General features: G+C 69.0%; 26 protein-coding genes. 12 read left to right on the plus strand and 14 right to left on the minus strand.

Annotated elements, in window-relative coordinates; all coding sequences use genetic code 11:
• The first annotated feature begins 9 nt into the window (after positions 1-9).
• Together mads6 and ACTWPT_RS19930 are read left to right on the plus strand one after the other, a co-directional pair.
• Positions 10-1,356 (plus strand): methylation-associated defense system protein kinase MAD6, encoded by a 1,347-nt coding sequence (mads6, locus tag ACTWPT_RS19925; RefSeq protein ID WP_443178923.1) that lies wholly within the window; start codon positions 10-12, stop codon positions 1,354-1,356.
• Positions 1,353-1,871 carry a GNAT family N-acetyltransferase gene (locus ACTWPT_RS19930; protein WP_443178924.1) on the plus strand — a complete coding sequence of 173 codons (519 nt, stop codon included), beginning with the start codon at positions 1,353-1,355 and terminating at the stop codon, positions 1,869-1,871. Before mads6 ends, ACTWPT_RS19930 begins: the two co-directional genes overlap by 4 nt.
• A 4-nt stretch (positions 1,872-1,875) precedes the next feature.
• Here ACTWPT_RS19930 and ACTWPT_RS19935 read toward each other — a convergent pair whose 3' ends face one another.
• Complete coding sequence (locus tag ACTWPT_RS19935; RefSeq protein ID WP_443178925.1) at positions 1,876-2,679, minus strand: FKBP-type peptidyl-prolyl cis-trans isomerase; 804 nt, start codon at positions 2,677-2,679, stop codon at positions 1,876-1,878.
• A gap of 165 nt (positions 2,680-2,844) precedes the next feature.
• Between ACTWPT_RS19935 and ACTWPT_RS19940 the strand changes: the two genes are divergently transcribed.
• The gene (locus tag ACTWPT_RS19940) at positions 2,845-3,888 is read left to right on the plus strand and encodes a DUF2293 domain-containing protein (RefSeq protein ID WP_443178926.1); all 1,044 of its coding nucleotides are present in this window, start codon (positions 2,845-2,847) and stop codon (positions 3,886-3,888) included.
• 5 nt (positions 3,889-3,893) lie between these two features.
• On the opposite strand, the gene kynU is transcribed toward ACTWPT_RS19940, so the two are convergent.
• The 4 genes from kynU to ACTWPT_RS19960 all read right to left on the minus strand — a co-directional run bounded on the left by kynU (position 3,894) and on the right by ACTWPT_RS19960 (position 7,783).
• Positions 3,894-5,090, minus strand: coding sequence for a kynureninase (kynU, locus tag ACTWPT_RS19945; RefSeq protein WP_443178927.1), 1,197 nt, complete (start codon positions 5,088-5,090; stop codon positions 3,894-3,896).
• 77 nt (positions 5,091-5,167) lie between these two features.
• Complete coding sequence (locus tag ACTWPT_RS19950) at positions 5,168-5,572, minus strand: RidA family protein (protein ID WP_443178928.1); 405 nt, start codon at positions 5,570-5,572, stop codon at positions 5,168-5,170.
• 11 nt (positions 5,573-5,583) lie between these two features.
• Positions 5,584-6,381: a 2-keto-4-pentenoate hydratase gene (locus ACTWPT_RS19955; RefSeq protein WP_443178929.1), complete on the minus strand. Its 798-nt coding sequence runs from the start codon at positions 6,379-6,381 to the stop codon at positions 5,584-5,586.
• On the minus strand, positions 6,374-7,783 hold the full coding sequence (locus ACTWPT_RS19960) for an aldehyde dehydrogenase family protein (protein ID WP_443178930.1): 1,410 nt from the start codon (positions 7,781-7,783) through the stop codon (positions 6,374-6,376). Before ACTWPT_RS19960 ends, ACTWPT_RS19955 begins: the two co-directional genes overlap by 8 nt.
• A gap of 138 nt (positions 7,784-7,921) precedes the next feature.
• Here ACTWPT_RS19960 and ACTWPT_RS19965 point away from each other — a divergent pair, with 138 nt between their 5' ends.
• From ACTWPT_RS19965 to ACTWPT_RS19975, 3 genes are all read left to right on the plus strand, one after another.
• Positions 7,922-8,464 (plus strand): VanZ family protein, encoded by a 543-nt coding sequence (locus tag ACTWPT_RS19965; RefSeq protein WP_443178931.1) that lies wholly within the window; start codon positions 7,922-7,924, stop codon positions 8,462-8,464.
• Between the two features lie 152 nt (positions 8,465-8,616).
• Positions 8,617-9,369: a GntR family transcriptional regulator gene (locus tag ACTWPT_RS19970; RefSeq protein ID WP_443178932.1), complete on the plus strand. Its 753-nt coding sequence runs from the start codon at positions 8,617-8,619 to the stop codon at positions 9,367-9,369.
• Positions 9,370-9,492: 123 nt separating this feature from the next.
• Positions 9,493-9,732, plus strand: a complete 240-nt coding sequence (locus ACTWPT_RS19975) for a hypothetical protein (RefSeq protein WP_443178933.1) — start codon at positions 9,493-9,495, stop codon at positions 9,730-9,732.
• 157 nt (positions 9,733-9,889) lie between these two features.
• Here the strand turns inward: ACTWPT_RS19975 and ACTWPT_RS19980 are convergent, their stop codons facing one another.
• Positions 9,890-10,876 carry a hypothetical protein gene (locus ACTWPT_RS19980; protein ID WP_443178934.1) on the minus strand — a complete coding sequence of 329 codons (987 nt, stop codon included), beginning with the start codon at positions 10,874-10,876 and terminating at the stop codon, positions 9,890-9,892.
• Positions 10,877-11,035: 159 nt separating this feature from the next.
• Between ACTWPT_RS19980 and ACTWPT_RS19985 the strand changes: the two genes are divergently transcribed.
• Positions 11,036-11,557, plus strand: coding sequence for a gamma carbonic anhydrase family protein (locus ACTWPT_RS19985; protein WP_443178935.1), 522 nt, complete (start codon positions 11,036-11,038; stop codon positions 11,555-11,557).
• On the opposite strand, the gene ACTWPT_RS19990 is transcribed toward ACTWPT_RS19985, so the two are convergent.
• Complete coding sequence (locus tag ACTWPT_RS19990; RefSeq protein ID WP_443178936.1) at positions 11,529-12,431, minus strand: hypothetical protein; 903 nt, start codon at positions 12,429-12,431, stop codon at positions 11,529-11,531. The genes ACTWPT_RS19985 and ACTWPT_RS19990 overlap by 29 nt on opposite strands.
• Before the next feature lie 53 nt (positions 12,432-12,484).
• Here ACTWPT_RS19990 and ACTWPT_RS19995 point away from each other — a divergent pair, with 53 nt between their 5' ends.
• Both ACTWPT_RS19995 and ACTWPT_RS20000 read left to right on the plus strand, forming a co-directional pair.
• A complete protein-coding gene (locus tag ACTWPT_RS19995) occupies positions 12,485-13,828 on the plus strand; it encodes a hypothetical protein (protein ID WP_443179035.1) in 1,344 nt (447 codons plus the stop codon).
• Between the two features lie 185 nt (positions 13,829-14,013).
• The gene (locus ACTWPT_RS20000; protein WP_211370473.1) at positions 14,014-14,205 is read left to right on the plus strand and encodes a hypothetical protein; all 192 of its coding nucleotides are present in this window, start codon (positions 14,014-14,016) and stop codon (positions 14,203-14,205) included.
• Between the two features lie 132 nt (positions 14,206-14,337).
• Here the strand turns inward: ACTWPT_RS20000 and ACTWPT_RS20005 are convergent, their stop codons facing one another.
• The 7 genes from ACTWPT_RS20005 to ACTWPT_RS20035 form a co-directional block, all read right to left on the minus strand.
• Positions 14,338-14,619 (minus strand): metal-sensitive transcriptional regulator, encoded by a 282-nt coding sequence (locus tag ACTWPT_RS20005; protein WP_080044376.1) that lies wholly within the window; start codon positions 14,617-14,619, stop codon positions 14,338-14,340.
• A gap of 29 nt (positions 14,620-14,648) precedes the next feature.
• Positions 14,649-15,743, minus strand: coding sequence for a glycosyltransferase (locus ACTWPT_RS20010; protein WP_443178937.1), 1,095 nt, complete (start codon positions 15,741-15,743; stop codon positions 14,649-14,651).
• Positions 15,740-16,552 (minus strand): hypothetical protein, encoded by an 813-nt coding sequence (locus ACTWPT_RS20015; protein ID WP_443179036.1) that lies wholly within the window; start codon positions 16,550-16,552, stop codon positions 15,740-15,742. Before ACTWPT_RS20015 ends, ACTWPT_RS20010 begins: the two co-directional genes overlap by 4 nt.
• 148 nt (positions 16,553-16,700) lie before the next feature.
• Positions 16,701-18,800, minus strand: a complete 2,100-nt coding sequence (locus ACTWPT_RS20020) for a (Fe-S)-binding protein (RefSeq protein ID WP_443178938.1) — start codon at positions 18,798-18,800, stop codon at positions 16,701-16,703.
• 152 nt (positions 18,801-18,952) lie between these two features.
• Positions 18,953-19,537 carry a TetR/AcrR family transcriptional regulator gene (locus ACTWPT_RS20025; protein WP_443178939.1) on the minus strand — a complete coding sequence of 195 codons (585 nt, stop codon included), beginning with the start codon at positions 19,535-19,537 and terminating at the stop codon, positions 18,953-18,955.
• 97 nt (positions 19,538-19,634) lie between these two features.
• Positions 19,635-20,390 (minus strand): class I SAM-dependent methyltransferase, encoded by a 756-nt coding sequence (locus ACTWPT_RS20030; RefSeq protein ID WP_443178940.1) that lies wholly within the window; start codon positions 20,388-20,390, stop codon positions 19,635-19,637.
• An 11-nt stretch (positions 20,391-20,401) separates the two neighbouring features.
• Entirely contained in the window at positions 20,402-21,211 is an 810-nt protein-coding gene (locus tag ACTWPT_RS20035; RefSeq protein ID WP_443178941.1) for a sugar phosphate isomerase/epimerase family protein, read from the minus strand.
• A gap of 102 nt (positions 21,212-21,313) precedes the next feature.
• Between ACTWPT_RS20035 and ACTWPT_RS20040 the strand changes: the two genes are divergently transcribed.
• The 3 genes from ACTWPT_RS20040 to trxA are packed head-to-tail and all read left to right on the plus strand — an operon-like array spanning position 21,314 to position 22,733.
• Positions 21,314-22,012 (plus strand): class I SAM-dependent methyltransferase, encoded by a 699-nt coding sequence (locus ACTWPT_RS20040; protein ID WP_443178942.1) that lies wholly within the window; start codon positions 21,314-21,316, stop codon positions 22,010-22,012.
• Positions 22,013-22,055: 43 nt separating this feature from the next.
• A complete protein-coding gene (locus tag ACTWPT_RS20045; protein ID WP_443178943.1) occupies positions 22,056-22,424 on the plus strand; it encodes a MerR family transcriptional regulator in 369 nt (122 codons plus the stop codon).
• A gap of 3 nt (positions 22,425-22,427) precedes the next feature.
• On the plus strand, positions 22,428-22,733 hold the full coding sequence (gene trxA, locus ACTWPT_RS20050) for a thioredoxin (RefSeq protein WP_443178944.1): 306 nt from the start codon (positions 22,428-22,430) through the stop codon (positions 22,731-22,733).
• Positions 22,734-22,756: the final 23 nt, after the last annotated feature.

Genomic DNA, 22,756 nt, shown 5'->3' on the forward strand with positions numbered 1-22,756 from the left:
GATGGGCGCATGGCAGAGATCGTCGGCGGAGGACGTCCGGTCAACGACGCCGAACGGCGCGTGATCGCATACCTGCGCGACCACGCGCCCGCCGACTGGCTCCTGCTGCACAACATCGAGGTCCCGCGCGGCCACGACGTCTTCGAGGTCGATCTGCTCGTGCTGACCGGGCACTCGCTGGTGGTCGTCGACGTCAAGGGCACCCGAGGGCGGATCGAGGTGTCGGGCACGCGGTGGTTCCCGCCACGCCGTGAGGCGTTCGGCTCTCCGGTGGCCAAGCTGCGGGGCACGGCCAAGGCGCTGAAGGGTCTGCTGGTGTCCAAGGCCACCCAGCTCGAACGCGTCTACGTCGACAGCCTGGTCGTGCTCACCTCCCCGGACGCCGAGCTGATCGATCCGGCCGGGCGCGACTCGGTCAACGCCACGACCCTGCCCCGCCTCCTGGCCACGCTGAGCGACGCCTCGCGGGTCAGGCGCGGGTGCAGCCCCGACGCGCGACCATATATGACCGCGATTCTCGACGCGCTCAACCAGACCGTGCGCCGCAGCACCGCGCCGCCCAGGTTCGGCAACTGGGAGGTGGAGGAGCAGCTCGGGGGCGATGCCAAGGTCACCGAATACCGCGCGTTCAACGCGACCATGCCAGGCAGCGAGACCGTGCTGCTCCGCGTCTACCAGGCCGATCCGCTGGCCGACCACGAAGCGCGGGCGGCCGAGCGGCAGCGCATCGCCAACGCCTACCAGACGCTGGCCAGGATCCCCCCGCACCCGTGCGTGGTGCGCTCGCGCGACTTCTTCGCCATCGACGACGAGAGCCGGTTCGTGCTGGTGCTCGACGACGTGCACGGCCAGGCGCTGCACCTGTCGCTGGGCCGGGGCGAGCGGATGGGCGTGATCCAGGACCTGCTGCGCGGGCTGGCGCACGCGCACGCCAACGGCGTCATGCACCGGGCGCTCACTCCCGCCTGCGTGCTGGTCACCGACGACGGCCACGCGGTGCTGACCGGGTTCGACTACGCCAAGCCGGGGCCGCGCAACTACACCGTCGCCCACGAGCTGGGCAACGTGCTGGACGCACACTACGTGGCGCCGGAGTGCCAGGAGCGGCCCGACAGGATGACGATCGCGTCCGACGTTTACGCGGCCGGGGCGATCGCCTACCAGCTGCTCACCGGGGAGCTGCCGACGAGCGCCGACGCCCACGGCCCTGATGTGCCCGAGGTGGTGCGGCGGATGCTCGACCACTCGCCGGCCAAGCGGCCCACCGCCGCCGAGGCACTGCATGCCCTGCAGGCCGCGCCGGTTCAGGAATCGCGGCTCAGGCGCCTGGTCCGTCGCATAGTGTCCGGATCATGACCATCAAACTGCGCCCCGTCGACGAGGACGACCTGCCCTTCCTCCACCGGCTCATCAGCGACCCGGACAGCACGGGCGTCTTCCAGTGGTACGGCTTCCAGAATCCGCACCGGGTCCGCGAACAGTGGGCGGACAACGGGATGCTCGGCGACGACCGCGGCATGCTGATCATCGCTGACGGCGACGAGGCGGCCGGCTTCGTGTCGTTCAGCAAGCAGGTCGCCAACCGTGCCAGCTACTACTGGTCCATGGGGCTCATCGTGGCGCCGGAGTTCCGCGGCAAGGGGATCGGCACTCAGGCGCAGAGGCTGATCGCCCGCTACCTTTTCGACCACACGACGGCCAACAGGATCGAGGCGACCACCGAGATCGACAACGTGGCCGAGCAGCGGGCGTTGGAGAAGGCCGGGTTCACCCGGGAGGGCGTCCTGCGCGGCGGCGGGTTCCGCGCCGGCAAGTGGCACGACGGCGTGCTCTACAGCATGATCCGCGCCGACCTCGACGGCGAGCTCTGACCTGTTACGCCTGGGTGATGGTGTCCAGGACGTCGATGACGTACAGCCTGGGCTGCTCGCCCGGGGACGGCACCGCCATGCGGCAGCCCACCCGCTTCCCGACCAGCGCGCTCAGCCAGGCACGGGGCACCGCCCCCGGCTTCAGCGGGTACGCGGCCGGTCCGCCCCGCCGGTAGGAGGAGTCCACGACCAGGCGGGACGGCCAGGCCGCGGCCACGTACTGGACGACGACCTTCGAGCCCGCCACGATCTCCCGCCCTGAGCCGTCGATGAGCGTGCGGGGCGGCGCGGCAGGCGTGAGGTCGGCGGGGACGACCGGCAGCGTGCGGCCGATCAGGCGGGCGTCGGGCGGGTAGCCGCCCAGGATGTCGAAGACCACCACGAGCGTGTCCGCGGGCAGGACGCCGGTCTCCGGCACGTCCGGCCCCAGCACCTCGGCGGCCGGGCCGACCAGCATGACGCGGCTGCCCGCCGGGTGACCGATGAGCGAGCGCCGCCAGGTCTCCGCCACCTGCCTGCCGTCGAAGACGACCGTGGTGGGCTGGTTGGCGTCGTACGTGCTCAAATATGGCTGATTGCCGGACCACCGCCGGATGTCCACGTCCGCGAGCACCACGTCCCCCGGCAGCGTACGCCGCCCGCTCCCCTCCGACAGCAGTGTGATCCGCGACGTGCGGGCCGGATCCCCCTTGGGGATGGCGACGATCGGCTTGCTGCCGACCGCGCCGGTGACGACGGGCTGTGTGCCCTCCTCGGCCAGGCCACACGAGGTGGCGACCATGAGGACGGCAGGCCAGAACAGGCGCACGATATTCCTCCAATCCGGAGGAATTACTAGCCCCAATGGGCAAAAGGAAAGCTTCGGGTCTGGCCATCTCCCGACAAAGGGCGCGAGAGACTAGGGCCGTGAGCGAGCGGAGCGAGCGAACCGATAGACACAGCGCATACTCACAGGGCCGACGGAGGAGGCCCTGTGAGTAAGCCGAACCTGGCGCGCAGGGTCGCCGACGCGGCCGAGATCGCGCTGACCACTCGCAAGTACGTGACCTTCATCGACGTGGTCACGGGCCTGCGCTGGCTGCACTCCAGGCACGTGGACACCTGGCGGCAGGGCCGGGTGGCCACGCTGGCCGAGCTGGCGGACGTGGACGAGGACCGCCTGGCCACCACGGCCGCGCTGCTGAAGGAGTGGGCGCTGGGCAAAGGCCTCAAGCCGGTGGACACGCCGTACGTGGCCGGCACCCGCGACCGTCGCGAGCTGCGCTTCACCGCCCGCCACCCGCAGGAGCCGTTCCGCGTCCACTGGATCTCGCCCGACCTCGGCGAGGCGAAGGTGCGCCGCCTCACCGAGCGGCAGAGCAAGGCGCCCGACCTGGTGGCAGTGGCCCCCCTCACCGACTGGACGTGCGCGAGCTGCGGCGACACCGGTCCCTACCTGATCATGGAGGACGACCGGCCGCACTGCCTGACCTGCGCGGACATGGATCACCTGGTGTTCCTGCCGGCCGGCAATGCGGCGCTCAGCCGCCGCGCCAAGCAGGAGAGCGGCCTGTCGGCCGTGGTGATGCAGTTCAACCGGCGACGCAAGATCTACCAGCGCCTCGGCCTGCTCGTCGAGCAGCCCGCACTGGACGCGGCAGAGGAGCGCTGCCTGGCCGACGAGGAGGTACGCCTGCGCCGCCGCGAGCGCGACCGGGTCCGCAGGGCCGAGCAGGATGTCGAGTTCCAGGCCCGCATGGCAGCCGAGATCGCCCGGTTGTTCCCCGGCTGCCCGCCGGAGCGGGCGCGGGAGATCGCCGAGCACGCCGGGCAGCGCGGCAGCGGCAGGGTGGGCCGGTCGGCGGCGGCAAGGGCGCTCGACGAGAACGCGATCACGCTGGCCGTGATCGCGTCCATCAGGCACCTCGACACCGACTACGACAGCCTGCTGATGTCGGGAGTGCCCCGGATGGAGGCCCGCGACCTGATCAGGGAGGTCATCGAAGGCAAGCTGGAGGAGTTCCGCCGACGCGTATGACCGGCTCAGGTGACGGCCAGCCGCTGGGCGTACTTCTCCTCCCGCCAGAGCTCCCGGTCCAGCACCTCCAGCAGCGTGCCGGCCGCGTCATACACGTCGGTGTAGCGGATGTAGAGCGGCGCGAAGCCGAACCTGAGGACGTCCGGCGCGCGGAAATCCCCGTGCACGCCCCGGTCGATCAGCGCCCGCATGACCGGATAGCCGTCGGGGTGGCGCAGGCTCACCTGGCTGCCGCGCGCGGCGGCGTCGGCAGGCGAGACCAGCTCCAGAGCGTCCCCGATCAGGTCGACGAAGAGCGAGGTCAGCGCCATGCTCTTGGCCCGCACCTGGTCCATCGGCACCCGTTCCCATACGTCGAGCACCGCCTCCAGCGCCGCGAACGACAACACGTGCGGTGTGCCCACCGCGAACCGCCTGATCCCCTCGGCCGGGCGGTAATCGGGCTCGAACGCGAACGGCTCGGCGTGCCCGTGCCAGCCGGACAACACGTTCTCGGCGGTGGCGTGGTGACGCGGGTTGACGTAGAGGAACGCGGGCGCGCCCGGGCCGGCGTTCAGGTACTTGTACGTGCATCCGACCGCGAAATCCGCCCCCGACACGTCCACCTCCATGGCGCCCACGCTGTGGCACACGTCCCAGACCATGAGCGCCCCGGCCTCCTGCACGCGGGCGGTGATCGACGGCACGTCGTGGCGCGCGCCGGTCCGGTAGTCCACCTCCGACAGCAGCACCACAGCCGCGTCGTCGAACCGCCCCGCCGCGAAGTCGCGGATCTCGTAGCCGCCGAGCAGCCCGGCCAGCCCCTGCACCATGTAGTGGTCGGTGGGGAAGTTCCGCACGTCGGAGACGATCACCCGGCGCTCTGGGCGCAGCCGCAGCGCGGCCGCCACCGCCTGGTAGACCGCGATCGAGGTGGTGTTGCCCACCACGACCTGCCCGGGTCCCACGCCGATCAGCGGGGCCAGCCGGTCGCCGGTGGTCAGCGGCCGGCCGTACCAGCCGTCCTGGTTCCAGCCGCCGACCAGGTGCCCGCCCCACTCGTCCTCGACGGCTCGCCGCACCCGCTCCGCGGTACGGCGGGGCAAGGCGCCGAGCGAGTTGCCCACGAGGTAGACGACGCCTTCCGGGAGCACGAACTCATCCCGGAACCCGCGGAGCGGGTCGCCGGCGTCGAGGGCGAGGCAGTGGTCGCGATCTATCACCCATTCACTCCATCCGTGGGACAGTTACCCGGTTTACACCATTCTGGCCAGTTCTGCACCGGGTGGGCGCCCCCGGGTCACTCATGCGGATGGTAGGCGACGGCCTGCATCTCGATGAGCAGGTGCGGATGCGGCAGCTGGTGCACCGCGACCGTGGTCCTGGTGGGCCCCTCCTCGTCGAAGAACTCGGCGTAGACCTCGTTGTAGCCCTTGAAGTCGTTCATGTTCACCAGGTACGCCGTGATCTGGACGAGGTCGGCGAGCGAGCCGCCGGCGGCCTTGAGAATGTCGCCGATGTTCTCGATGACCGCCCTGGTCTGAGCGCGGATGTCCAGGTTCGTCGCCCCGTACTTGTCGACCTCCACGCCCACGAACGTGTCGTCGGTCCTGCGGCAGCTGGTGCCAGAGACGTACAGGAAGTCGCCAGCCCGCTTGACGTGCGGGAACCGGCCGCGCGGAGTGGCCTTTCCTGGCACGCGCATGGCCTTCGGCCTCACTTGCCGAACACCGCCCGAACCGATCCCATCCCCTCGATGTGCGCCTCGAACACGTCCTCGGGCTCGACCGGCACGACTGGGCCGAGCGCGCCCGTCAGCACCACCTCACCGGCCCGCAGCGGCCGCCCCGTACGGTCCAGCCGCGTGGCCAGCCAGACGGCGGCGTTGAGCGGGTTGCCCAGGCACGCGGCGCCCGACCCGGCCGAGACCTCTGTCCCGGCGCGGGTCATCGTCATCCCGGCCGCACGCAGGTCCAGGCCCATGAGTGAGACAGGTGTGTTCCCCAGCACGAAGACCCCGCTGGAGGCGTTGTCGGACACCGTGTCGACCAGCCCTATGTCCCAGCCGGCGATGCGCGAGTCGGCGATCTCGATGGCGGGCAGTGCAAACTCCACCGCCCTGATCACCTCGGCCACCGTGAAAGGACCGCCCACCAGGTCCGCGCCGAGCACCAGCGCGACCTCGGCCTCGGCCCGCGGCTGCAGGAGCCGGTCGTACGGAATGGGCAGCCCGTCGAGGTAAGCCATGTCCGCGTAGAGCGGGGCGCAGGTCGGCTGGTCGATGCCGAGCTGCCGCTGCACCTCGAGGTTCGTGATGCCGATCTTCCTGCCGACCAGCCGCCGTCCCTCGCCGAGCGCCCGCCGCGTATTGATCTCCTGTACGGCGTACGCGTCGGCCGCCGTACCGATCAAGTCCCTGATCGGCGCGCACGGCTTGCCTGATCGCGCGGCCTCGACCAGCCGTTCGGCGGCCTGGGAACGCGCGTCGACGGCTTGGGACCATTCGTCATGCATCGGGCTGCTCCAGTTTGATGGTGATCGTGGTGGGTTCAGAGTAGAAGTCGAGCGACTGGATGCCACCCTCCCTGCCGATACCCGACAACCGCACGCCGCCGAACGGGGTACGGAGGTCGCGCAGATACCAGGTGTTGACCCAGACGAGCCCCGCCTCCAGCCGCTGCGCCACCCGGTGCGCGCGGTCGAGGCTGCCGGTCCAGACGGTGGCGGCCAGGCCGTACTCGCTGCCGTTGGCCAGGTCGATCGCCTCGGCCTCGGTGTCGAAGGGTGCGACGTGACACACGGGACCGAAGATCTCCTCCCTGTTGAAGCGGGACCACTCCGACAAGCCTGTCACCACTGTCGGTTCCACGAAATAGCCAGAATCGCGATGATCGCCGAACACCGGGACTCCGCCCCCTGCGAGCATCTTGGCTCCCTCCGAGCGGGCCAAGGCGTAGAAGGAGAGCACCTTGTCGCGGTGTTCGGCGGAGATCGTGGGCTGCGGGGCCACTTCCAGGGCGCGGACCGCCAGCCGGGCGCAGAACTCCTCGAAGATCGGGCGCTGGACGTAGAGCCGCTCGGTGCACAGGCAGACCTGCCCGCCGTTGGTGAAGACGGACTTCGCCGTGCCCTCGACCGCCCGGTCCAGATCGCAGTCCTCGAAGACCAGCCCGGCGTTCTTGCCACCCAGCTCGAACGAGACCGGCTTGACCCGGTCCGCCACGGCCCTCATGATCGCCGAGCCTGTCCCGGTGGAGCCCGTGAACGTCACGGCGTCCACACCTGGGTGCTCGACGAGGAGCCGGCCGGCGGAGCCGTACCCGTAGATGATGTTGACGACTCCGGGCGGCAGTCCCACGGCGGCGCAGATCTCGGCGAACACCGCGGCCGAGCCCGGCGTGTGCTCTGACGGCTTGACCACGACGGCGTTGCCGGCGACGAGGGCCGGGGCGAGCTTCCACGTCATCAGCAGGAACGGCAGGTTCCACGGGACGATCGCCGCGACCACGCCGAGCGGCCTGCGCACGGTGTAGCTGAGCACCCCCGACAGGTGGAAGGCGTCGTCGGGGCGCTGGGCGGCGATCTCGGCGAACGCGCGGAAGTTCGCGATGCCACGCGGGATGTCGAGCGTGCGGGTCTGGTCGAGCGGCTTGCCGGTGTCGGCTATCTCCGCCGCGACCAGGGCGTCGAAGCGGTCCTCGATGCCCTCGGCCAGGCGCCGCATCCACCCGGCCCGCTCGGCCACGGGCAGTGCCGCCCAGTCGCGCGCCGCCTCCCTGGCCGCGCGGACCGCCCGGTCGACGATCTCCGGGTCGGCCTCGCAGACCTGCCTGATCACCGTGCCTGTCACCGGGTTGTGCACCGGGAACGCCTTACCCGCGGCCACCGGCTCGCCGCCGATGAAATGGGTCAGCACAACGCTCTCCTCCACTTTGCTCTCGGCGAGAAGGCTTCCTTGGCATCGTCTCCCTCGACCACGGCGGAAAAGGATCCGCGAAGACCTGTCCAAATGGACATCTTCCGGTACCCCTAGATCACTGGCCATCATGGTCGGATGGCGCGGACGTGGGAATTGTGGGGAAACGTCATTATTGCTGGTACGTTTGCACTCCCCTTGGCCTTGCTAGCAATCTTGCTTCTCTCCCGCCACCGCGCTCGCGCCGGCCACCCGGCGCCTCTGCGCACGTCGATCGCCGACATCGGCATCGCGGTCGGCACCGCGCCGTGGATTTGGATGATCCTCACCCCGTCTGACGGCGCTCGCGGAGTCGGCCTCGTCCCGTTCATGGACCTCGCCGACGTCGCCGGCGCGTCGTGGCAGACCGTGTTGGTGCAGGTCGGAGGCAATCTGCTGGTGTTCGCCGCCCTGGGGGCGCTGCTGCCGGTACGAACCCCCGCAATGGCCTCGATCGGCCGGGTTGCGGCGGTCTCCGCGGCATTTTCGGTCCTCGTCGAGCTCCTCCAGTACGTGCTGAGACTGGGCCGTTTCTCCTCCATCGACGACGTCATCCTCAACACGACAGGCGCCGCGATCTTCGCATTGATTACTCGCCGCTGGTGGGCCGCGCGAATATCGGTTGGGACCGTTCCACGATAACGGCCTGCTAAAACACGGCGGAATTCACCACATGGGCACGATCCGCTCAAAAGAAGCTCGGGACCAACCTCTGTATCTGTGCGATCGTGGACAAGACGGGGCAAGTTCTCTGGAGACGCCACAACCTGGTTGGTGACAGAGGGTGATCAAAGTTGTCTGAATCCCCGGTACCCCACGAGCCCCCTATCTATCGCCGCATCGCCGACGGTCTCCGCGCCCGGATCCTGGCCGGCGAGTTGCGCGACGGGGACCGGCTACCGGGCGAGAACGCTCTGATGGCCGAATACGCAATCGCACGAGCCACCGCCAGGCAGGCGCTTGCCGTACTGATCAATGAAGGGCTGGCGGTGCCCAGACGAGGTTCGGGGGTTTACGTGCGGCTGTTCAAACCGATCCGCAGGCACGGCTCACGTCGCCTGTCACGAGAGCAGTGGGGTCAGGGCCAGGCCATCTGGGACGCCGACACCCGTGGCCGGCCCTTCACCGTGGATCACGTCGAGGTGGCGCTGGAGCGCGCCACAGAGGAGGTGGCGAGCGTTCTGGAGAGCCGCGAAGTATGGGTGCGGCGACGCCGCTACTCGGTCGACACCAGGCCCGTGCAGCTGGCCACCTCCTACTTTCCCGCGCTCCTGGTCGAGGGCAGCGCGATCACCCTTCCCGACACAGGTCCTGGTGGCGTCTACGCCAGGCTGGGCGATCTGGGCGTCCCCCCGGCCCACTTCACCGAGGAGGTGCGGGCCCGCATGCCGCAACCACGCGAGAGCGCGCTGCTCGACCTGCCGGGCGGCACACCCGTGATCGTCATCTCACGTACCGCGTACACGTCCGGTGGGCTGCCCGTCGAGGTCAACGAGATGGTGCTGGACTCGGCGGCTTACGTACTCCAGTACGACTTCGACGCCTGAATCAAGGCGATCTGTCAAGCGATAGGTTGACCTGTCCATCACGATCATTGATATCTCTAGAGAAGTCCCTCATCTTTTAGGGAGATGGCAACCTCGCCTGGGGCCCCGGGAAGGTGGACAGCGATGTCCTTTGATCGGCACCTCGCCGAGATCGCCCGGGAGTACCCCCAGTGGACCATCTGGCGGAGCGACGCGGGCCGCTGGTGGGCTACGAGACACCATCCGCTGAGCGCGGCGCAGCGCGACGCGGGATGTGCGATGACCATCGACGCGGACGACCCGGACGGCCTGCGGGACCGGCTCCGGGACCAGGAAAGGCGGGCCGGCGAGCCGCACCGGTGGCAGACCGGCCCAGCGCCTTGACGTCCGTCGTGGAGCGTTCCGCGGCGGACGCGCATGAACAGCCCGGTGCCGGGTCCAGCGTCCAGGCGGCCCCGGCACCGGGCCACCATTCAGGAGGGGCCACGAACGCGGAAGCCTCCGACCCTATCGGGGGCGGGGGCTTCCGCTCCGGGCGGGCCTACTTCGGCATCTCGGACAAGCGGACGATCGTCACATCCGTGTCGTCGGAGATGGCCGGGGCCGTCTCCGACGGCTGACGTTCCTCCTCGTCCACCTCGACGATGACCCGGACGTCCTCTTGACCCAAAGGAAGGGCGTTCTCCTGGGGCGAGGGGGGAAGGGCGTGCTCGGGCACCAGCGGCCCCGCTCCCGACTCGCTGTGCATGAGGTCGCCCAGCACCGAGCTGATCTCCGTCAGCCGCCGCACGACCTCGGTGTGCGTGTTGGTCAGGTATTCGACCCGTCGCCCCGCCTGCTCGTCCAGCGTCGCGGTGCGCTGCTGCGCCGCCGCCAGCATCGAGTCGGCCTCGCCCCGCGCTCCCGTGACCAGCTGCTCGGCCTGCGCGTTGGCGGACTTCAACAGCTGCTCAGACTCGGCCTGGGCGGTGGCCAGCACGTGCTCCGCCTCGGCACGCGCCTCGCGCAGCGCCTCATCAGCCTCGGTACGGGCGGCGGTGAGGTGCTCCTCCGCGTCCGCACCGGCCTGGGCCAACATGCCCTCCGCCGCCTGCGTCGCCTCGTGCACGCGGCGCTCGGCCTCGGCCTGCGCCGAGGTGAGGATCTTGTCGGCGGTCTCGCGGGACGTCGCCAACAGCCGGTCGGCCTCCGACTTGGCCGCGTCCCGCACGCTGGAGGCCTCCGCCTCGGCGTCCGACCGCTTGGCCGCGGCCTCCTCTTCGCCGAGCTTGAGGATCTGGGCGAGCCTGGGGCTGAGGTCCTCATAGCTCTGCGGCGCCTCGACCATGCGCCGCCTGGCCTCGGCCAGCTCGATGCGGCCCTGCTCGGCCTGGTCGATCGCCCGTGCCAGCCGCTCTTCCAGATCCCGTATCTGGTTACGGGTTCTGAGCATGTAGTCGTGGACCTGGCGGCGGTTGTAGCCGCGCATCACGACCTCGAAGGTGTCCTCTTGCATCAGATCGGGAATGCTCTCGTGCTGGTTCATCATGGGGGTTACCTAAAGGTGGTTTGCGTGAGGCGGGGGGAAACTGCGGGTTGTGAGGGTCTGACGACGAGACGTCAGGAAACGACTCTCCTGCCATCTGCCCACGTCCGCAACCGGAACGCCATAGCGGAGCCGCGGAGCTCGGGAATTACGATGTGACGGATGTACATAGCAGCGTTGGACAACGGAGCAGTCCCGGACATACACCCTGAGGCGTACATAGCGCCCGGCGCGACCGTGGTCGGAAGAGTCCGGATCGGTCGGGCGTCCAGCATCTGGTACGGCTCCGTTCTCCGCGGCGACGACGAGCGGATCGAAATCGGCCAAGAATGCAACGTACAGGATCTGTGTTGCCTGCACTCCGACCCGGGTGAGCCCGCGGTCCTGGAGGACCGGGTCAGCCTGGGCCACAAGGCCATGGTCCACGGCGCCCACGTGGAGTCCGGCGCGTTGATCGGCATCGGCGCGATCGTGCTCGGCGGCGCCCGCGTCGGGGCGGGCACGCTGGTCGCCGCCGGAGCGCTGGTCGGCCCCGGCAAGAAGATCCCGTCCGGCGTGCTGGTAGCCGGCGTGCCCGGGAAAATCGTGCGCGAGCTCACCGACGACGACCGGGCGTCCTTCGCCCGTACGCCGGACAACTACATCGCCAAGGCGCTCAGGCACCGGCAGGCGTCATCGCTTTGATCAGGACCTCGTCCGACACCGACGCGTTGTTGAGCGGGTCGGCGTACTCCGGCAGCTCCGGCCGCAGAAACCGGACGAAGTCGACGGTCAGCTTCAGATCGGGCTGGCCCTTGACCTGTTTGGCGTTGGCCTTGGTCGCGTCCTTCTTGAGGGTGTTGTAGCTGTCCCAGTCCGTATAGGCGGTGACGCCCCATTGCAGCACGTCAGGCAGGGTCGAGGGCCAGCGGTTGCCGACCTTCCACTTGCCGCCGTCCTCCTTGTACAGCGCGACGAAGACGCGGCCCACCCTGGCCAGGACGAGATCCACCCAGCCGTTCTTGACCGCCACCTCCTTCGGCTTGGAGCTGCCGTCCTTGGTGTACTTCGCCTCGACCTGGCCGCTCTTGTCGGCGGTGCCGGTGGTGACCGACACCCAGTTGGGCGTGGCGTACGAGCCGGGCTGGCGGGCCATCAGGCCGCCGAGCGAGAACTTCCGCTTGGGCAGGCCACCGCTCTTGCCCTCGACCTTGACCCGGGCGTGCATGACGATGTCGCCGGCGAGCTCTTGGTACACGAAAGGGCCGCGGAAGCCGTCGAACCAGGCCGAGGTCTTGGGCTCCAGGTACATCGAGCCCTTCGCGGTCTTGTTCACGTCCCACTTGGCGATCCTGTCGACGTCCTTCTCGGTCTCGCTCAGCTTCGTCCACAAGGACAGGTCGGTCGCGTTCGCGAACTCCGTCGAGGCCTGGCCCACCTCCCCGCCGGGCGCCGGCGGGGTGACCTTGTCCAGGGTGACCAGACCGGGACCGCTGGGCGTGGGTTGTGCCGAGGTAGTCGTGCCGCAACCGGCGAGCACGCTCGCGACCGCCAACGTCCCTGCTACCTTCGCCCTCATAGCGGACATTCTGCCGTGAAATGCCGATGGTTGATCCGATGGCTCCCAGTACCATGACGCCCGTGCCACCCTGGGACGCGTTCACTTCTGCCGAGGCGGAGGTCCGTGCGATGGTCGCGGACTCGCGCTGGCAAGGGCTTTCCGTGCCCGATCGCGCCCACGTCCTGGCCGCCAGGATTCTTGTGACCCCAGACGGCGACCGGTGGCTCTTCGGCGCGCACGCGCGCTGGCATCTGTACGACCCCGCCGACGGCCGCTGGCACCTGGCGCCGCCGCCGCGGAGCGCGCGGGCCCGGCAGGTCCAGCACGCCGCGGCCGTGCTGCCGGACGCGGTGCTCCCGTACGGTCCCGACTTCCACGCTGAGCCCGGGTCCACGCAGGCGTTCATCGGCCCCGACGTGTCGGCCGGCCTGACCGAGCGACTCAGGGTGCTGGTGCGGGCGAGCGGGCGCAAGTCGGAGCTGGACTACCCGCTGACGGCGTTCGGCGAGATCTTCGCCTCCGACGTGCCGAGCACGGTGGCGGCGGCCTGGGGCACGATCATGTGGTGCGCGTACGCGCCTGCCTTCGACGGCAACGAGCGGCTGATCACCGTGTTCGGCGAATACCTGTGCCGCCCGCTGCCCGGCGACGAGTGGGTGCGCTGGTTGCCCGCGCCGCCCCTGCTCGACCTCGTCACGCTGGTGGCGGAGCGGGCGCGGGCCGGCCGCACGCGCGAGGCGCTCAGGCTCGCCGCCGTCATGGCCGACACGGCGCAGATCCTCATGTCCGACACCCGGTTCAGGCCGCGGGCGCTGGCGCTGCTCACCATGGTGGAGCCCATGCTGCGCCGGCGAGGGCTGGACGACACGCTGCCCGGCGACGAGGCCGTGCGCCGGGCGTGGCTGGGCCGCTGCCCCACGCGGCTGAGCCGGGCACTGCTGGTGGAGACCGATCCCGAGGCGCACTTCTCCCACTCCGTCTACGACCTGGCCGAGGCGCTGGCCTTCATGCCGCACCCGCCGCGGTCCACGGCGGCGTTCCTGGCCGACCTGTCGGACTCCAGGGGGCTGTTGCCCGCGCGGCTGGATCACCGGCTCAGGATGGCATACGAAGAGCTGGAGCGGGCCGGGCTCACCGGAACCTCCGCGGGGGAGACGACCGCGCCGGACGGGTTCCCCGTGCAGGGCCGGGCCGGCGGGGTGTCGATCGCGCCCGCGCCGGTGCTGGAGGTGGCGCCACCGGACCGGGGGAGCGCGGCGGCGGTGCTCGGGGCCGCGTACGCGACGGGGCTGGCGTGGGGCAGGCTGACCGGGGCCAAGGTGCCCGAGCGCGGGCTGGCGGGGCAGTCGGCACTCGTACAGAAGCTCGTCCACGAACGCGACGATCATCACGAACACGACGCAGACCACTTCTAAACCACTAATCTCGCTATTTCACCCTAACCACCCCTATATCGTTCTAACACTCCAGGTAGCAGTAAATTCGCTGAATTGTGATCTCGGATTCGGGAAATGATCCCACTAGGGTCCCGCGGCGCGGAAAGGAATGACTCCGATGGGCCATGTCGCAGGAAGGGGGTCGCGCCGTAACCTCGTAGAGGGTGTGGGCTGCGGAAGGAAAGGACGACGCGGTGGGGCACGACGACCTGGACTCTCGGGTCCACGACCGTGTCGCGTTGGACGAGATTGCGCTCTACGCCGAGGTGCTCACGGCCGTGGCTGTCAGCGAGCGGCGGCTGACCTTGGACGAACTCGACGACGCGCTCGGATTGCGGACTTCGGCGAGCCGCTGAAGGACCATACGACCATCACGATTACTGACCCCGGGGACCTAGTTCCCGGGGTTTCGCATAACTAGTCACTTGCACCAATCGGTCTCCTTCGAATGAATGAGGCATCCTCACATTCGACGGAGCCAATGGAGACTAGGAACGGACGAGGCGCGCGATCGCCGCGGAGGCCTCCTTCACCTTCGCCTCCGCCTCCGGGCCGCCGGTGTTGATCGCGTCGGCCACGCAGTGCGAGATGTGCTCCTCGAGCAGCCCCAGCGCCACCGCCTGCAGCGCCCGCGTGGCCGCGGAGACCTGGGTGAGCACGTCGATGCAGTAGGCGTCGTCATCGACCATTCGCTGCAGGCCCCTGATCTGACCCTCGATGCGCCTGAGCCGCGTCAGATATGCCTGCTTGTCCCCGCTGTAGCCATGCATGCTCCTACGGTACCCGGAACCGGTATCCGTCAGTGAAGATCTGTGATCAGCTTCTCCCACTGCTCGGCCACCTCGCCGGCCGAGTGGCGCAGTGCCGTGTCCAGCGCCCCGGCCGCGAGCGAGCGCCGCCTGCGCTCGTCGTCGATCAGCGCGAGCAGCGCCGCGGCGAACAGTCGCGGGTCGGAGCCGGACATGGTGCCGGAGTCGGGCACGTTGGACTCGGGCACCAGCACCCCGTTGTAGCCCGTGGCAACGAACTCCGTCGGCCCCTTGGACCCCTCGAACGCCACCACCGGCACCCCGCACCCCATGGCCTCGAGCACCGTCATGGACTGGTCCTCACCGCGCGAGGTGTTGGCCACGATCGACGCCTTGGCGAACTCGCCCGCCAGGTCCGGCGTGGTGCCCATGAAGTAGACGTGGTTGTGCAGGTCGAGCTCGCGCACTAACGCGCGCAGCCGCCGCTCCTCCGGGCCGCCGCCGTACAGCCGCAGCCGCCAGTCGGGCCGCTTGTCGGCCACGATGGCGAACGCCTTGATCAACCGGTCGTACGCCTTGACCGGCACCCACCGCCCGCCGGCGGCCACGATCCTGTTGTCCATCCGCGAGCGCGGCCACGGACCGGCCGCCAGCGCGTCCTGTATGGAGTGCACGACGGGCCCGCCGTCCAGGAGCCTGGTCCACTCCTCCTGAGCCGACTCCGTGGCCGTCACAACGGCGTTCAGGCGCGGATAGAAGCGTTTCACCGGCGCGGGCACGGCCGGCCGCGCCCATTCCCTGGCGATCTTCAGCATCTCGCGGGGAGCGTGCCTGGCGGCCTGGACGCCGAGCGCCGGCCGGGTGGTGATCAGCACGTCGCACTTGAGCCCACGCAGCACCCGCCACAGCGCCACCTCGGTGCGTACCTGGCCGTGTGGGAGCAGGTGCCTGACGCCCGGCCGGACGTCGACCACGCTGCGCATGGCCACGTCGGAGTCGACGGGGAAGAACGGCTTCTCCTTCTGCCGCCGTACGCTGATCACCTCGACCTCGTGCCGCTTCGCCAGCGCTGAGGCGAGGTTGAGCGTGGCCCGCACGTCGCCCCGCATGCTGTACGCGGAGGGGAGGACCAGGCTGACCTTCATCCGCCCACCTCGATGCGCAACTCATCGTCGGCGGTGTAGCAGGGCCTGATCGGCACGCCGTCCACCTTGGCCGAGGGGTAGTGCAGCCGGCGGCGCTTGCCGTCCACGTCGTCGAGCCAGGCGCCCAGCTTCAGCGGCGCGGGCACACCTTCGACCTGGAGCGCGGGCTCCCAGCTGCCGGAGCCCGCCGACGCGTCGGAGCTCGCGGGATCGGCGGCCACCACGTCCACGAGAGAGAAGGCGGCGTGGAAGCGCACGCCCTGGACGAAGGCCGTGGCCGTCACCCGTGCGCTGGTCTGCCGGCGGTCCAGGGTCAGCGTGGCCTCGTGGCGGGAGTCGTCGTCCTCGAGCCCGGTGTAGGCCAGCAGGCCCATGACCTCGAAGCGGCCTTCCCTGAACCAGATCGCGCGCACCTCCGCGGCGGGCTCCGCGTCGGAGATCTTCAGCGCCAGGAAGCCGTTGCGGGTGCGGTAGGAGCGGTAGGCCAGGGTGCGCTTGCACAGCGCGTACGCGTCGAGGTGGTCGAGCGAGAAGCCCGGATCGACGCTGCGCAACCTGCTGCGCTTGCCGTCCCGGCGCAAGTAGGCGTCCCACCGCCCGGCGCTGAGATCCAGCGGCGCCAGTGAGACCGCCAGCGTGGCCTCGCGCGAGCGCGCGCCCGGCGTGCCGAGCCGCACGTCACGCTCCACCCCCGTGGTGCGGTTTCTCAGGACGAGCTCCGTGCCGTCCTCCAGTGGTTCGTCGATGGCCAGTCGAAGGGAGAGCACGTCAGCCAGGGTGACCTCGGCGTCGGTGACGACGACGCCCATCACGAGCCCCCTCCCCGTCGAATAGAGCCATGCGACGTTGAGGTTACCGTGATTTTCCCGTTATGTGGATGGTTGATTTCCTGTAACCACACCCGCTGACATGCGAAACTCCTCCACCGCACGTGTGGAGGAGTCCGACATTTCACGGTCAGGAAGCGCTCTTGACCGATTTGATCAAGAGCTGGGCCACGTCCACAACCTCCAGTGACTCCTTGGCCTCGCCGTTGTTCTTCTTCTCGTTGATCGCATCACCCAGCATCACCATGCAGAACGGGCAGGCAGTGGAGACGGTGTCCGGGTTGGTGGTCAGCGCCTCGTCCACGCGCTCGGTGTTGATGCGCTTGCCGATGCGCTCCTCCATCCACATGCGCGCGCCGCCCGCACCGCAGCAGAAGCCGCGGTCCTTGTGCCGGTGCATCTCCTGCGTCGTGACGCCGGGCACCTTGGACATGATGTCGCGGGGCTGGGAGTAAACCTTGTTGTGGCGGCCGAGGAAGCACGGGTCGTGGTAGGTGATCTTCTCCTCGATCGGCGTGATCGGGGTGAGCAGGCCGTCGTCCACCAACTTCGACAGCAGCTGCGTGTGGTGCACGACCTCGTACGTGCCGCCGAGCTGTGGGTATTCGTTCGCGAGCGTGTTGAAGCAGTGCGGGCAGGTGGCGACGATCTTCTTGACGCCCGCCTCGTTCAGCGTCTCGATGTTCTGCTGGGCGAGCATGTTGAACAGGTACTCCATGCCCAGGCGACGGGCCGGGTCGCCGGTGCACGCCTCCATCGGCCCGAGCACCGCGAACTTCACGCCCGCGATGTGCAGCAGCTCCGCCACCGCCTTGGTGGTCTTCTTGGCCCGGTCCTCCAGCGCGCCCGCGCACCCCACCCAGAACAGGTATTCGGCGTCCTCGGGCATCTTCTCGTCGACGACCTCGACCTCGAAGTCCAGCTCCGCGATCCAGTCGGCTCGCTTCATCTCGGACATCCCCCACGGGTTGCCCTTGTTCTCCAGGTTCTTCACCATCACCCCCGCCTCGGACGGGAACGAGGACTCGACCATCACCTGGTAGCGGCGCATGTCGAGGATGTGGTCGATGTGCTCGATGTCCACCGGGCACTGCTCGACGCACGCGCCGCAGTTGGTGCACGACCACAGCACGTCCGGGTGGATCACGCCTTCCTCACCGACCAGCGGCTTCTCCAGCAGCGCCAGCACGTCCTTGTCGGCGTGCTCCGTGCTCGCCGCCATCAGGTAGGGAGCCACCTTGAAGGCGTGGTCACGCTGGTCGAGGATGAGCATCTTCGGCGACAGCGGCTTGTCGGTGTTCCACGCCGGGCACTGCGACTGGCAGCGGCCGCACTCCGTACAGGAGTAGAAGTCCAGGAAACCCTTCCACGTGGTGTCGCCGATCTTGCCGCGCCCCAGCCGCTCCGGATCCAGGTCCTCGTCCTCGAAGTCCACCGGCTTGCCGTCCACCCGCATCTCCACCGCGCCACCCAGGCCGTCGGGGCGGCGCGAGAACAGCACGTTCAGCGGCGCCGTGAAGATGTGCAGGTGCTTGGAGTGCACCACGATCACCAGGAACACCAGCATGAAGCCGATGTGCAGGAGCAGTGCGATCTCCTCGAGCAACGCGTTCTGCGGCAGCACGTCGCCGAGCGCCAGCGAGACGAACGCACCCGAGGAGTACGGGAAGTTGCCGTTGGCCGCCGCCGCGCCCCGGGCCAGGAAGAGCGTCCAGATGATGTTGAAGATCATGAACAGCACGAGCCACGCGCCGCCCAGGTGGGACCCGGAGAAGCGCGAGCTGCGGCCGAGCTTCTCGGGTGCGTTCTTGATTCGGATGCCCGCGAAGACCGCCAGGCCGGCCAGGCACGCCACCGCGATGAAGTCCTGCAGGAAGCCCAGCACGCCCCAGGTCCCGATGAGCGGGATGTGGAAGTCCGGCCGGCCGGTGATCGCACCCTGGATGATCGCGCCGTACGCCTCGATGTAGACGGTCAACAGGATGAAGAACGCCCACATGACGAAGAAGTGCGCGGTGCCCGACGGCGTCCACTTGAGCAGCTTCTTCTGCCCGAACACCTCCACCAGCTGCGCCTTGGCCTCGTCGGCCGCATGCGTCTTGGCATATTCGATGCGCTCGGGCGCGGGAGGGCCCACGGTCGCCAGCTTGTAGAGGAACAGCGCCCGGCGGCCGGCGACGGCCACCGCCAGAGCGGTCATGATGAGTCCGATGATGGCTACCCAGAGCACGGGTTCCTCCCACAGACGACGTTGGCTGCCAGCGTACGGTCACCCGTTCCACGGACCGCTACCCTGATCCTACCCGTGGGTAACATTTTCAGGGTACGCGACATACCCTAAGGTCACCGCCCTGTTCAGAACAATGCTCTACTCGCTAAGCTCTAGCCGGCGAAGTACCTCTGGATAGTCGGTGCCAGCAACGCGACCAGTTCCTCAGGATCGGCGCTCGCCAGCGGCTCCAGCTTGAGCACATGGCGCCCCAATATCGCGCCGAACAGCTGGGCGAACGCGGCCTCGATCCGCAGGTGCGGCACCTCGAGCCGGTCGGCCACCTGGTAGAGCAGGGCGTTGGTGATGAACTCCCGCATCATCGCGGCCGCCTGCTCGTTGGTCATGGCCGAGCGGATCAGCGCGAGCATCGGCTCCCGCGTCTCCGGCGACGCGGTGACGCGCATGATCAGGCGTACCAGCCGCTCGCCGATCTCCTCGCGCGGGCCCTCCAGCAGCAGCGGGATGACGGTCTCTGGACTGACCGGCAGCTGCATGGCCGCCGCGAACATGCCCTCCTTCGTCTCGAAGTAGTGGTGCACGAGGGCGGGATCGACCTTGGCCTCCCTGGCGATGCCGCGCACCGTGGCCTTGTCGAACCCCTTCTCTGCGAACACCTTCCTGGCCGCCGCCAGGATCTCCCCACGCGTGTCGACGGCCCCAGGCCGACGCCCAGGACGCCGCTTTACTGTGCTCATGGCCTCACTCCGTGAGGCGGGCTCGGTCGCCAGACGCCGCCGCCTTCCCCCGCTCTGGTCGCTCCGCTCCCGCACGCGACGGCACTCCCTCGTCTGTTCACCGCCCCACCGCCAGATAGACCCACATCGGCACCGACAGGACCCCCTCCGGGAACTCCTTGCGCAGCTCCGTCCGCTGCCGCTCCACGAGCGCGTCGGCCGCCTCGGCCGACAGCGCCGCCATGTACGAGTGCGAGCGCAGGTCCAGCAGGAAGTCCTCGATGCCGACCAGCCGCGTCCACGGGATCCAGCGCTCCTCGATCACCTCGAAAGCCGAGGCGATGGGCGGCACCGACCACTGCTCGACCGCCGGCCCCCAGTAGGAGGGGACCTCCTCGGCCAGGCGGGCCTCGTAGGCGGCCAGCCAGTCGGCCTGGGCGGCGTGGTGTAGGTTCCAGCAGCCCACGATCGCGCCACTCCGCCGCAGCACCCTCCTGGCCTCGGCGATCGAGACCACCGGATCCAGCCAGTGCCACGACTGGCCGTACGCCACCAGGTCGGCCACCCCGTCCGCCAGCGGCAGCGCGTTGCCGTCGCCCTGCACCGCCGCGACGGCCGGCGTGCCGTTCGCGGACCGGGACATGAGCCTGGCCAGCATCTCCGCACCTGGATCGACCGCGATGACGTGCGATCCGCGTGCCCTGAGCGCCCGCGTCAGAATGCCAGTTCCCGCCCCCACGTCCACGGTCGTGGCGCCGACCAGGTCGACGCCGGTCAGCTCGCTCACCGCGCGATACATCTCGTCGGGGTAGCTGGGCCGGCCCGCGTCGTAGGCGTCGGCCACGCGGTCGAACACCCTGCCAAGATCCCTCATCGGCCCGATGTTCATGTAGACGCCGCCAGGTGCAGCCGCGCGAAGGCCAGCCCCTCCGCCAGGTCGTCGATCCGCTCGGTACGGCTGGCCGCCTTGCGCGTGTTGATCTCGAGCACCACCAGGCCGGAGTAGCCGGTGTTGGCCAGGCGCTCCAGCATCTGGGCGCACGGCTGATTGCCCCTGCCCGGCACCAGATGCTCGTCCTTGTTCGTCACCCCGATGCCGTCGGCCAGGTGGAGGTGCGCCAGCCGGTCGCCGAGCTTGGCGGCCATCTCCATGGCGTCCGAGCCGGACACGGCCGTGTGCGACAGGTCCAGGGTGACCTGGGGGAAGTCGTAGTCGATCGGGTTCCAGCCGGGTGAGTAGGGCACCACGTCGTTGCCCCTGGCACGCAGCGGGAACATGTTCTCGACCGCGAACGTGACGTCCGTCTCGTCGCGCATCCTGGCCAGCCCCGCCTCGAAGTCGCGCGCGTAGTCGCGCTGCCAGCGAAACGGCGGGTGCACCACGACTGTGGAGGCGCCCAGGCGCTCGGCCGCCTTCTGCGCCTTGACCAGCTTGGCCCAAGGGTCGCGACCCCAGACCCGCTGGGTCACCAGCAGACAAGGGGCGTGGATGGCCAGGACGGGAACGTGATAGTGCTCGGAGAGCCGCTCGATCACGTCGATGTCTTGGCTCACCGGATCGGCGCCGACCATGATTTCCACACCGTCATAGCCCAGGCGGGCGGCCAGCTCGAACGCGTCGGGAGTGCGTTCTGGATATACCGAAGCAGTGGACAATGCGATCTTCGCATTGGGCACGCGGATGACATCAGCCACGCTGCCAGCCTAAGCCGGAGAACCGGATATGGCGCGCTAGCCCCCTGTGGTGAGCCGCATCCCGCGATCCGCCACTGGTGGCGCTACCTCTACCGTTGGGGCATGCCACGGATAGCCAAAGGCGCGATCCCGAGCCCGAACATCTGGAACACACCCCAAGTCTACGAGCTGGAGAACCGCGCCGTCGATCCCGAGGGAGCCGCCGACGCGGCGATGCGCGCCCTGCGCCCCTGGGACGCCGCCACCGTGCTCGACATCGGCTGCGGCACCGGTTACCACCTGCCGGTGCTGGCCGCGTCCGCCGCCGGCGTGATCGGCGTCGAGCCACACGCCGACCTGGCCATGCTCGCCCGACGCCGCTGCGCCGCGCTGGCCAACGTGACGGTGCACGCCGCCACGGCACAGGACCTGCCGTTGCCGGACGTGAGCGTGGATGTGGCGATGGCGCGCTGGGCGTACTTCTTCGGTCCCGGCTGCGAGCCAGGGCTGCGGGAGCTGTCCAGGGTGGTACGCCGCGGCGGCGCCGCCTTCGTCATCGACCTGGACGCGACGCGGGGCTCGTTCGGGCGGTGGTTCTCGCGTACCGTGCCGACGTACTCGGCGCGCGAGGTCGAGGCGTTCTGGGACCGCCACGGGTGGCAGCGTCAGCCGCTGGACCTGCGCATGGCCTTCGAGCGGCGGGCGGACCTTGAGGCGGTGCTGCGCATCGAGTTCGCACCCGAGGTGGCCGAGCAGGCCATCGCCGAGACACCCGGCCTGGAATTGCCCTATCCGAACGTGCTGCGCTGGCGCTACTACTGACCTGCTTGACCTTGACGTCAGTGTCAAGGTTTACCGTGGAGCAATGCGCATCGGTGAGCTGGCGGAACGCACCGGAGTGAGCACCCGCTCGCTCCGCTACTACGAGCAGCACGGGCTGCTCAGAGCCCGGCGCGGATCCAACGGCTACCGGCAGTACTCCGAGGATGACGTCAAGCTCGTCACCGAGATCCGGGCACTGCTCGCCGTCGGCTTCACCTTGGAGGACACCCGGCCGTTCGTGGACTGCCTGCGCAGCGGGCACAGCACGGGGGGCTCGTGTGCCGAGTCGGTCGAGGTCTACCAGCGCAAGCTGGCCGAGATCGACGAGGAGATCCGCCTTCTGCTCACCCGCCGCGCCGAGGTGGCCACCCAGCTCGCCCAATCGTGCCCAGGTTGCTTTGTCAGGGGATGACACATGATCACATTGACTACTGAAAACTTCGACGAGCAGGTGCTCAAGAGCGACCGGCCGGTGCTGGTGGACTTCTGGGCCGAGTGGTGCGGTCCCTGCCGGATGGTGGCGCCCGTGCTGGAGCAGATCGAAGCCGAGCGCGGCCTGACGATCGGCAAGCTCAACACCGACGAGAACCCGGAGATCATGGCCAGATACGGCGTGATGGGCATCCCCACGCTGATCCTGTTCGAGAACGGCGAGCCGGTGAAGCGCGTGGTCGGCGCCAAGCCCAAGCGCCTCCTGGAGTCCGACCTGGGCCTCGTCTAGTCAAGATTGTCGGCCCGTGCCGC

This window comes from Nonomuraea sp. 3N208 (assembly GCF_052245935.1).
Classification (GTDB): Bacteria; Actinomycetota; Actinomycetes; order Streptosporangiales; family Streptosporangiaceae; genus Nonomuraea.

What these genes read in the sequence shown, in the direction of transcription:
- ACTWPT_RS19995 (WP_443179035.1), top strand. Translation starts at nt 12,485, where the DNA reads ATGACGCCCGTGCCACCCTGGGACGCGTTCACTTCTGCCGAGGCGGAG.
- ACTWPT_RS20045 (WP_443178943.1), top strand. Translation starts at nt 22,056, where the DNA reads ATGCGCATCGGTGAGCTGGCGGAACGCACCGGAGTGAGCACCCGCTCG.
- ACTWPT_RS19975 (WP_443178933.1), top strand. Translation starts at nt 9,493, where the DNA reads ATGTCCTTTGATCGGCACCTCGCCGAGATCGCCCGGGAGTACCCCCAG.
- ACTWPT_RS19980 (WP_443178934.1), bottom strand. Translation starts at nt 10,876, where the DNA reads ATGATGAACCAGCACGAGAGCATTCCCGATCTGATGCAAGAGGACACC.
- ACTWPT_RS19990 (WP_443178936.1), bottom strand. Translation starts at nt 12,431, where the DNA reads ATGAGGGCGAAGGTAGCAGGGACGTTGGCGGTCGCGAGCGTGCTCGCC.
- ACTWPT_RS20025 (WP_443178939.1), bottom strand. Translation starts at nt 19,537, where the DNA reads ATGAGCACAGTAAAGCGGCGTCCTGGGCGTCGGCCTGGGGCCGTCGAC.
- ACTWPT_RS19950 (WP_443178928.1), bottom strand. Translation starts at nt 5,572, where the DNA reads ATGCGCGTGCCAGGAAAGGCCACTCCGCGCGGCCGGTTCCCGCACGTC.
- trxA (WP_443178944.1), top strand. Translation starts at nt 22,428, where the DNA reads ATGATCACATTGACTACTGAAAACTTCGACGAGCAGGTGCTCAAGAGC.
- ACTWPT_RS19985 (WP_443178935.1), top strand. Translation starts at nt 11,036, where the DNA reads ATGTACATAGCAGCGTTGGACAACGGAGCAGTCCCGGACATACACCCT.
- ACTWPT_RS20010 (WP_443178937.1), bottom strand. Translation starts at nt 15,743, where the DNA reads ATGAAGGTCAGCCTGGTCCTCCCCTCCGCGTACAGCATGCGGGGCGAC.
- ACTWPT_RS19965 (WP_443178931.1), top strand. Translation starts at nt 7,922, where the DNA reads ATGGCGCGGACGTGGGAATTGTGGGGAAACGTCATTATTGCTGGTACG.
- ACTWPT_RS20015 (WP_443179036.1), bottom strand. Translation starts at nt 16,552, where the DNA reads ATGGGCGTCGTCGTCACCGACGCCGAGGTCACCCTGGCTGACGTGCTC.
- ACTWPT_RS20030 (WP_443178940.1), bottom strand. Translation starts at nt 20,390, where the DNA reads ATGAGGGATCTTGGCAGGGTGTTCGACCGCGTGGCCGACGCCTACGAC.
- ACTWPT_RS19955 (WP_443178929.1), bottom strand. Translation starts at nt 6,381, where the DNA reads ATGCATGACGAATGGTCCCAAGCCGTCGACGCGCGTTCCCAGGCCGCC.
- ACTWPT_RS20040 (WP_443178942.1), top strand. Translation starts at nt 21,314, where the DNA reads ATGCCACGGATAGCCAAAGGCGCGATCCCGAGCCCGAACATCTGGAAC.
- mads6 (WP_443178923.1), top strand. Translation starts at nt 10, where the DNA reads ATGGCAGAGATCGTCGGCGGAGGACGTCCGGTCAACGACGCCGAACGG.
- ACTWPT_RS19930 (WP_443178924.1), top strand. Translation starts at nt 1,353, where the DNA reads ATGACCATCAAACTGCGCCCCGTCGACGAGGACGACCTGCCCTTCCTC.
- ACTWPT_RS20005 (WP_080044376.1), bottom strand. Translation starts at nt 14,619, where the DNA reads ATGCATGGCTACAGCGGGGACAAGCAGGCATATCTGACGCGGCTCAGG.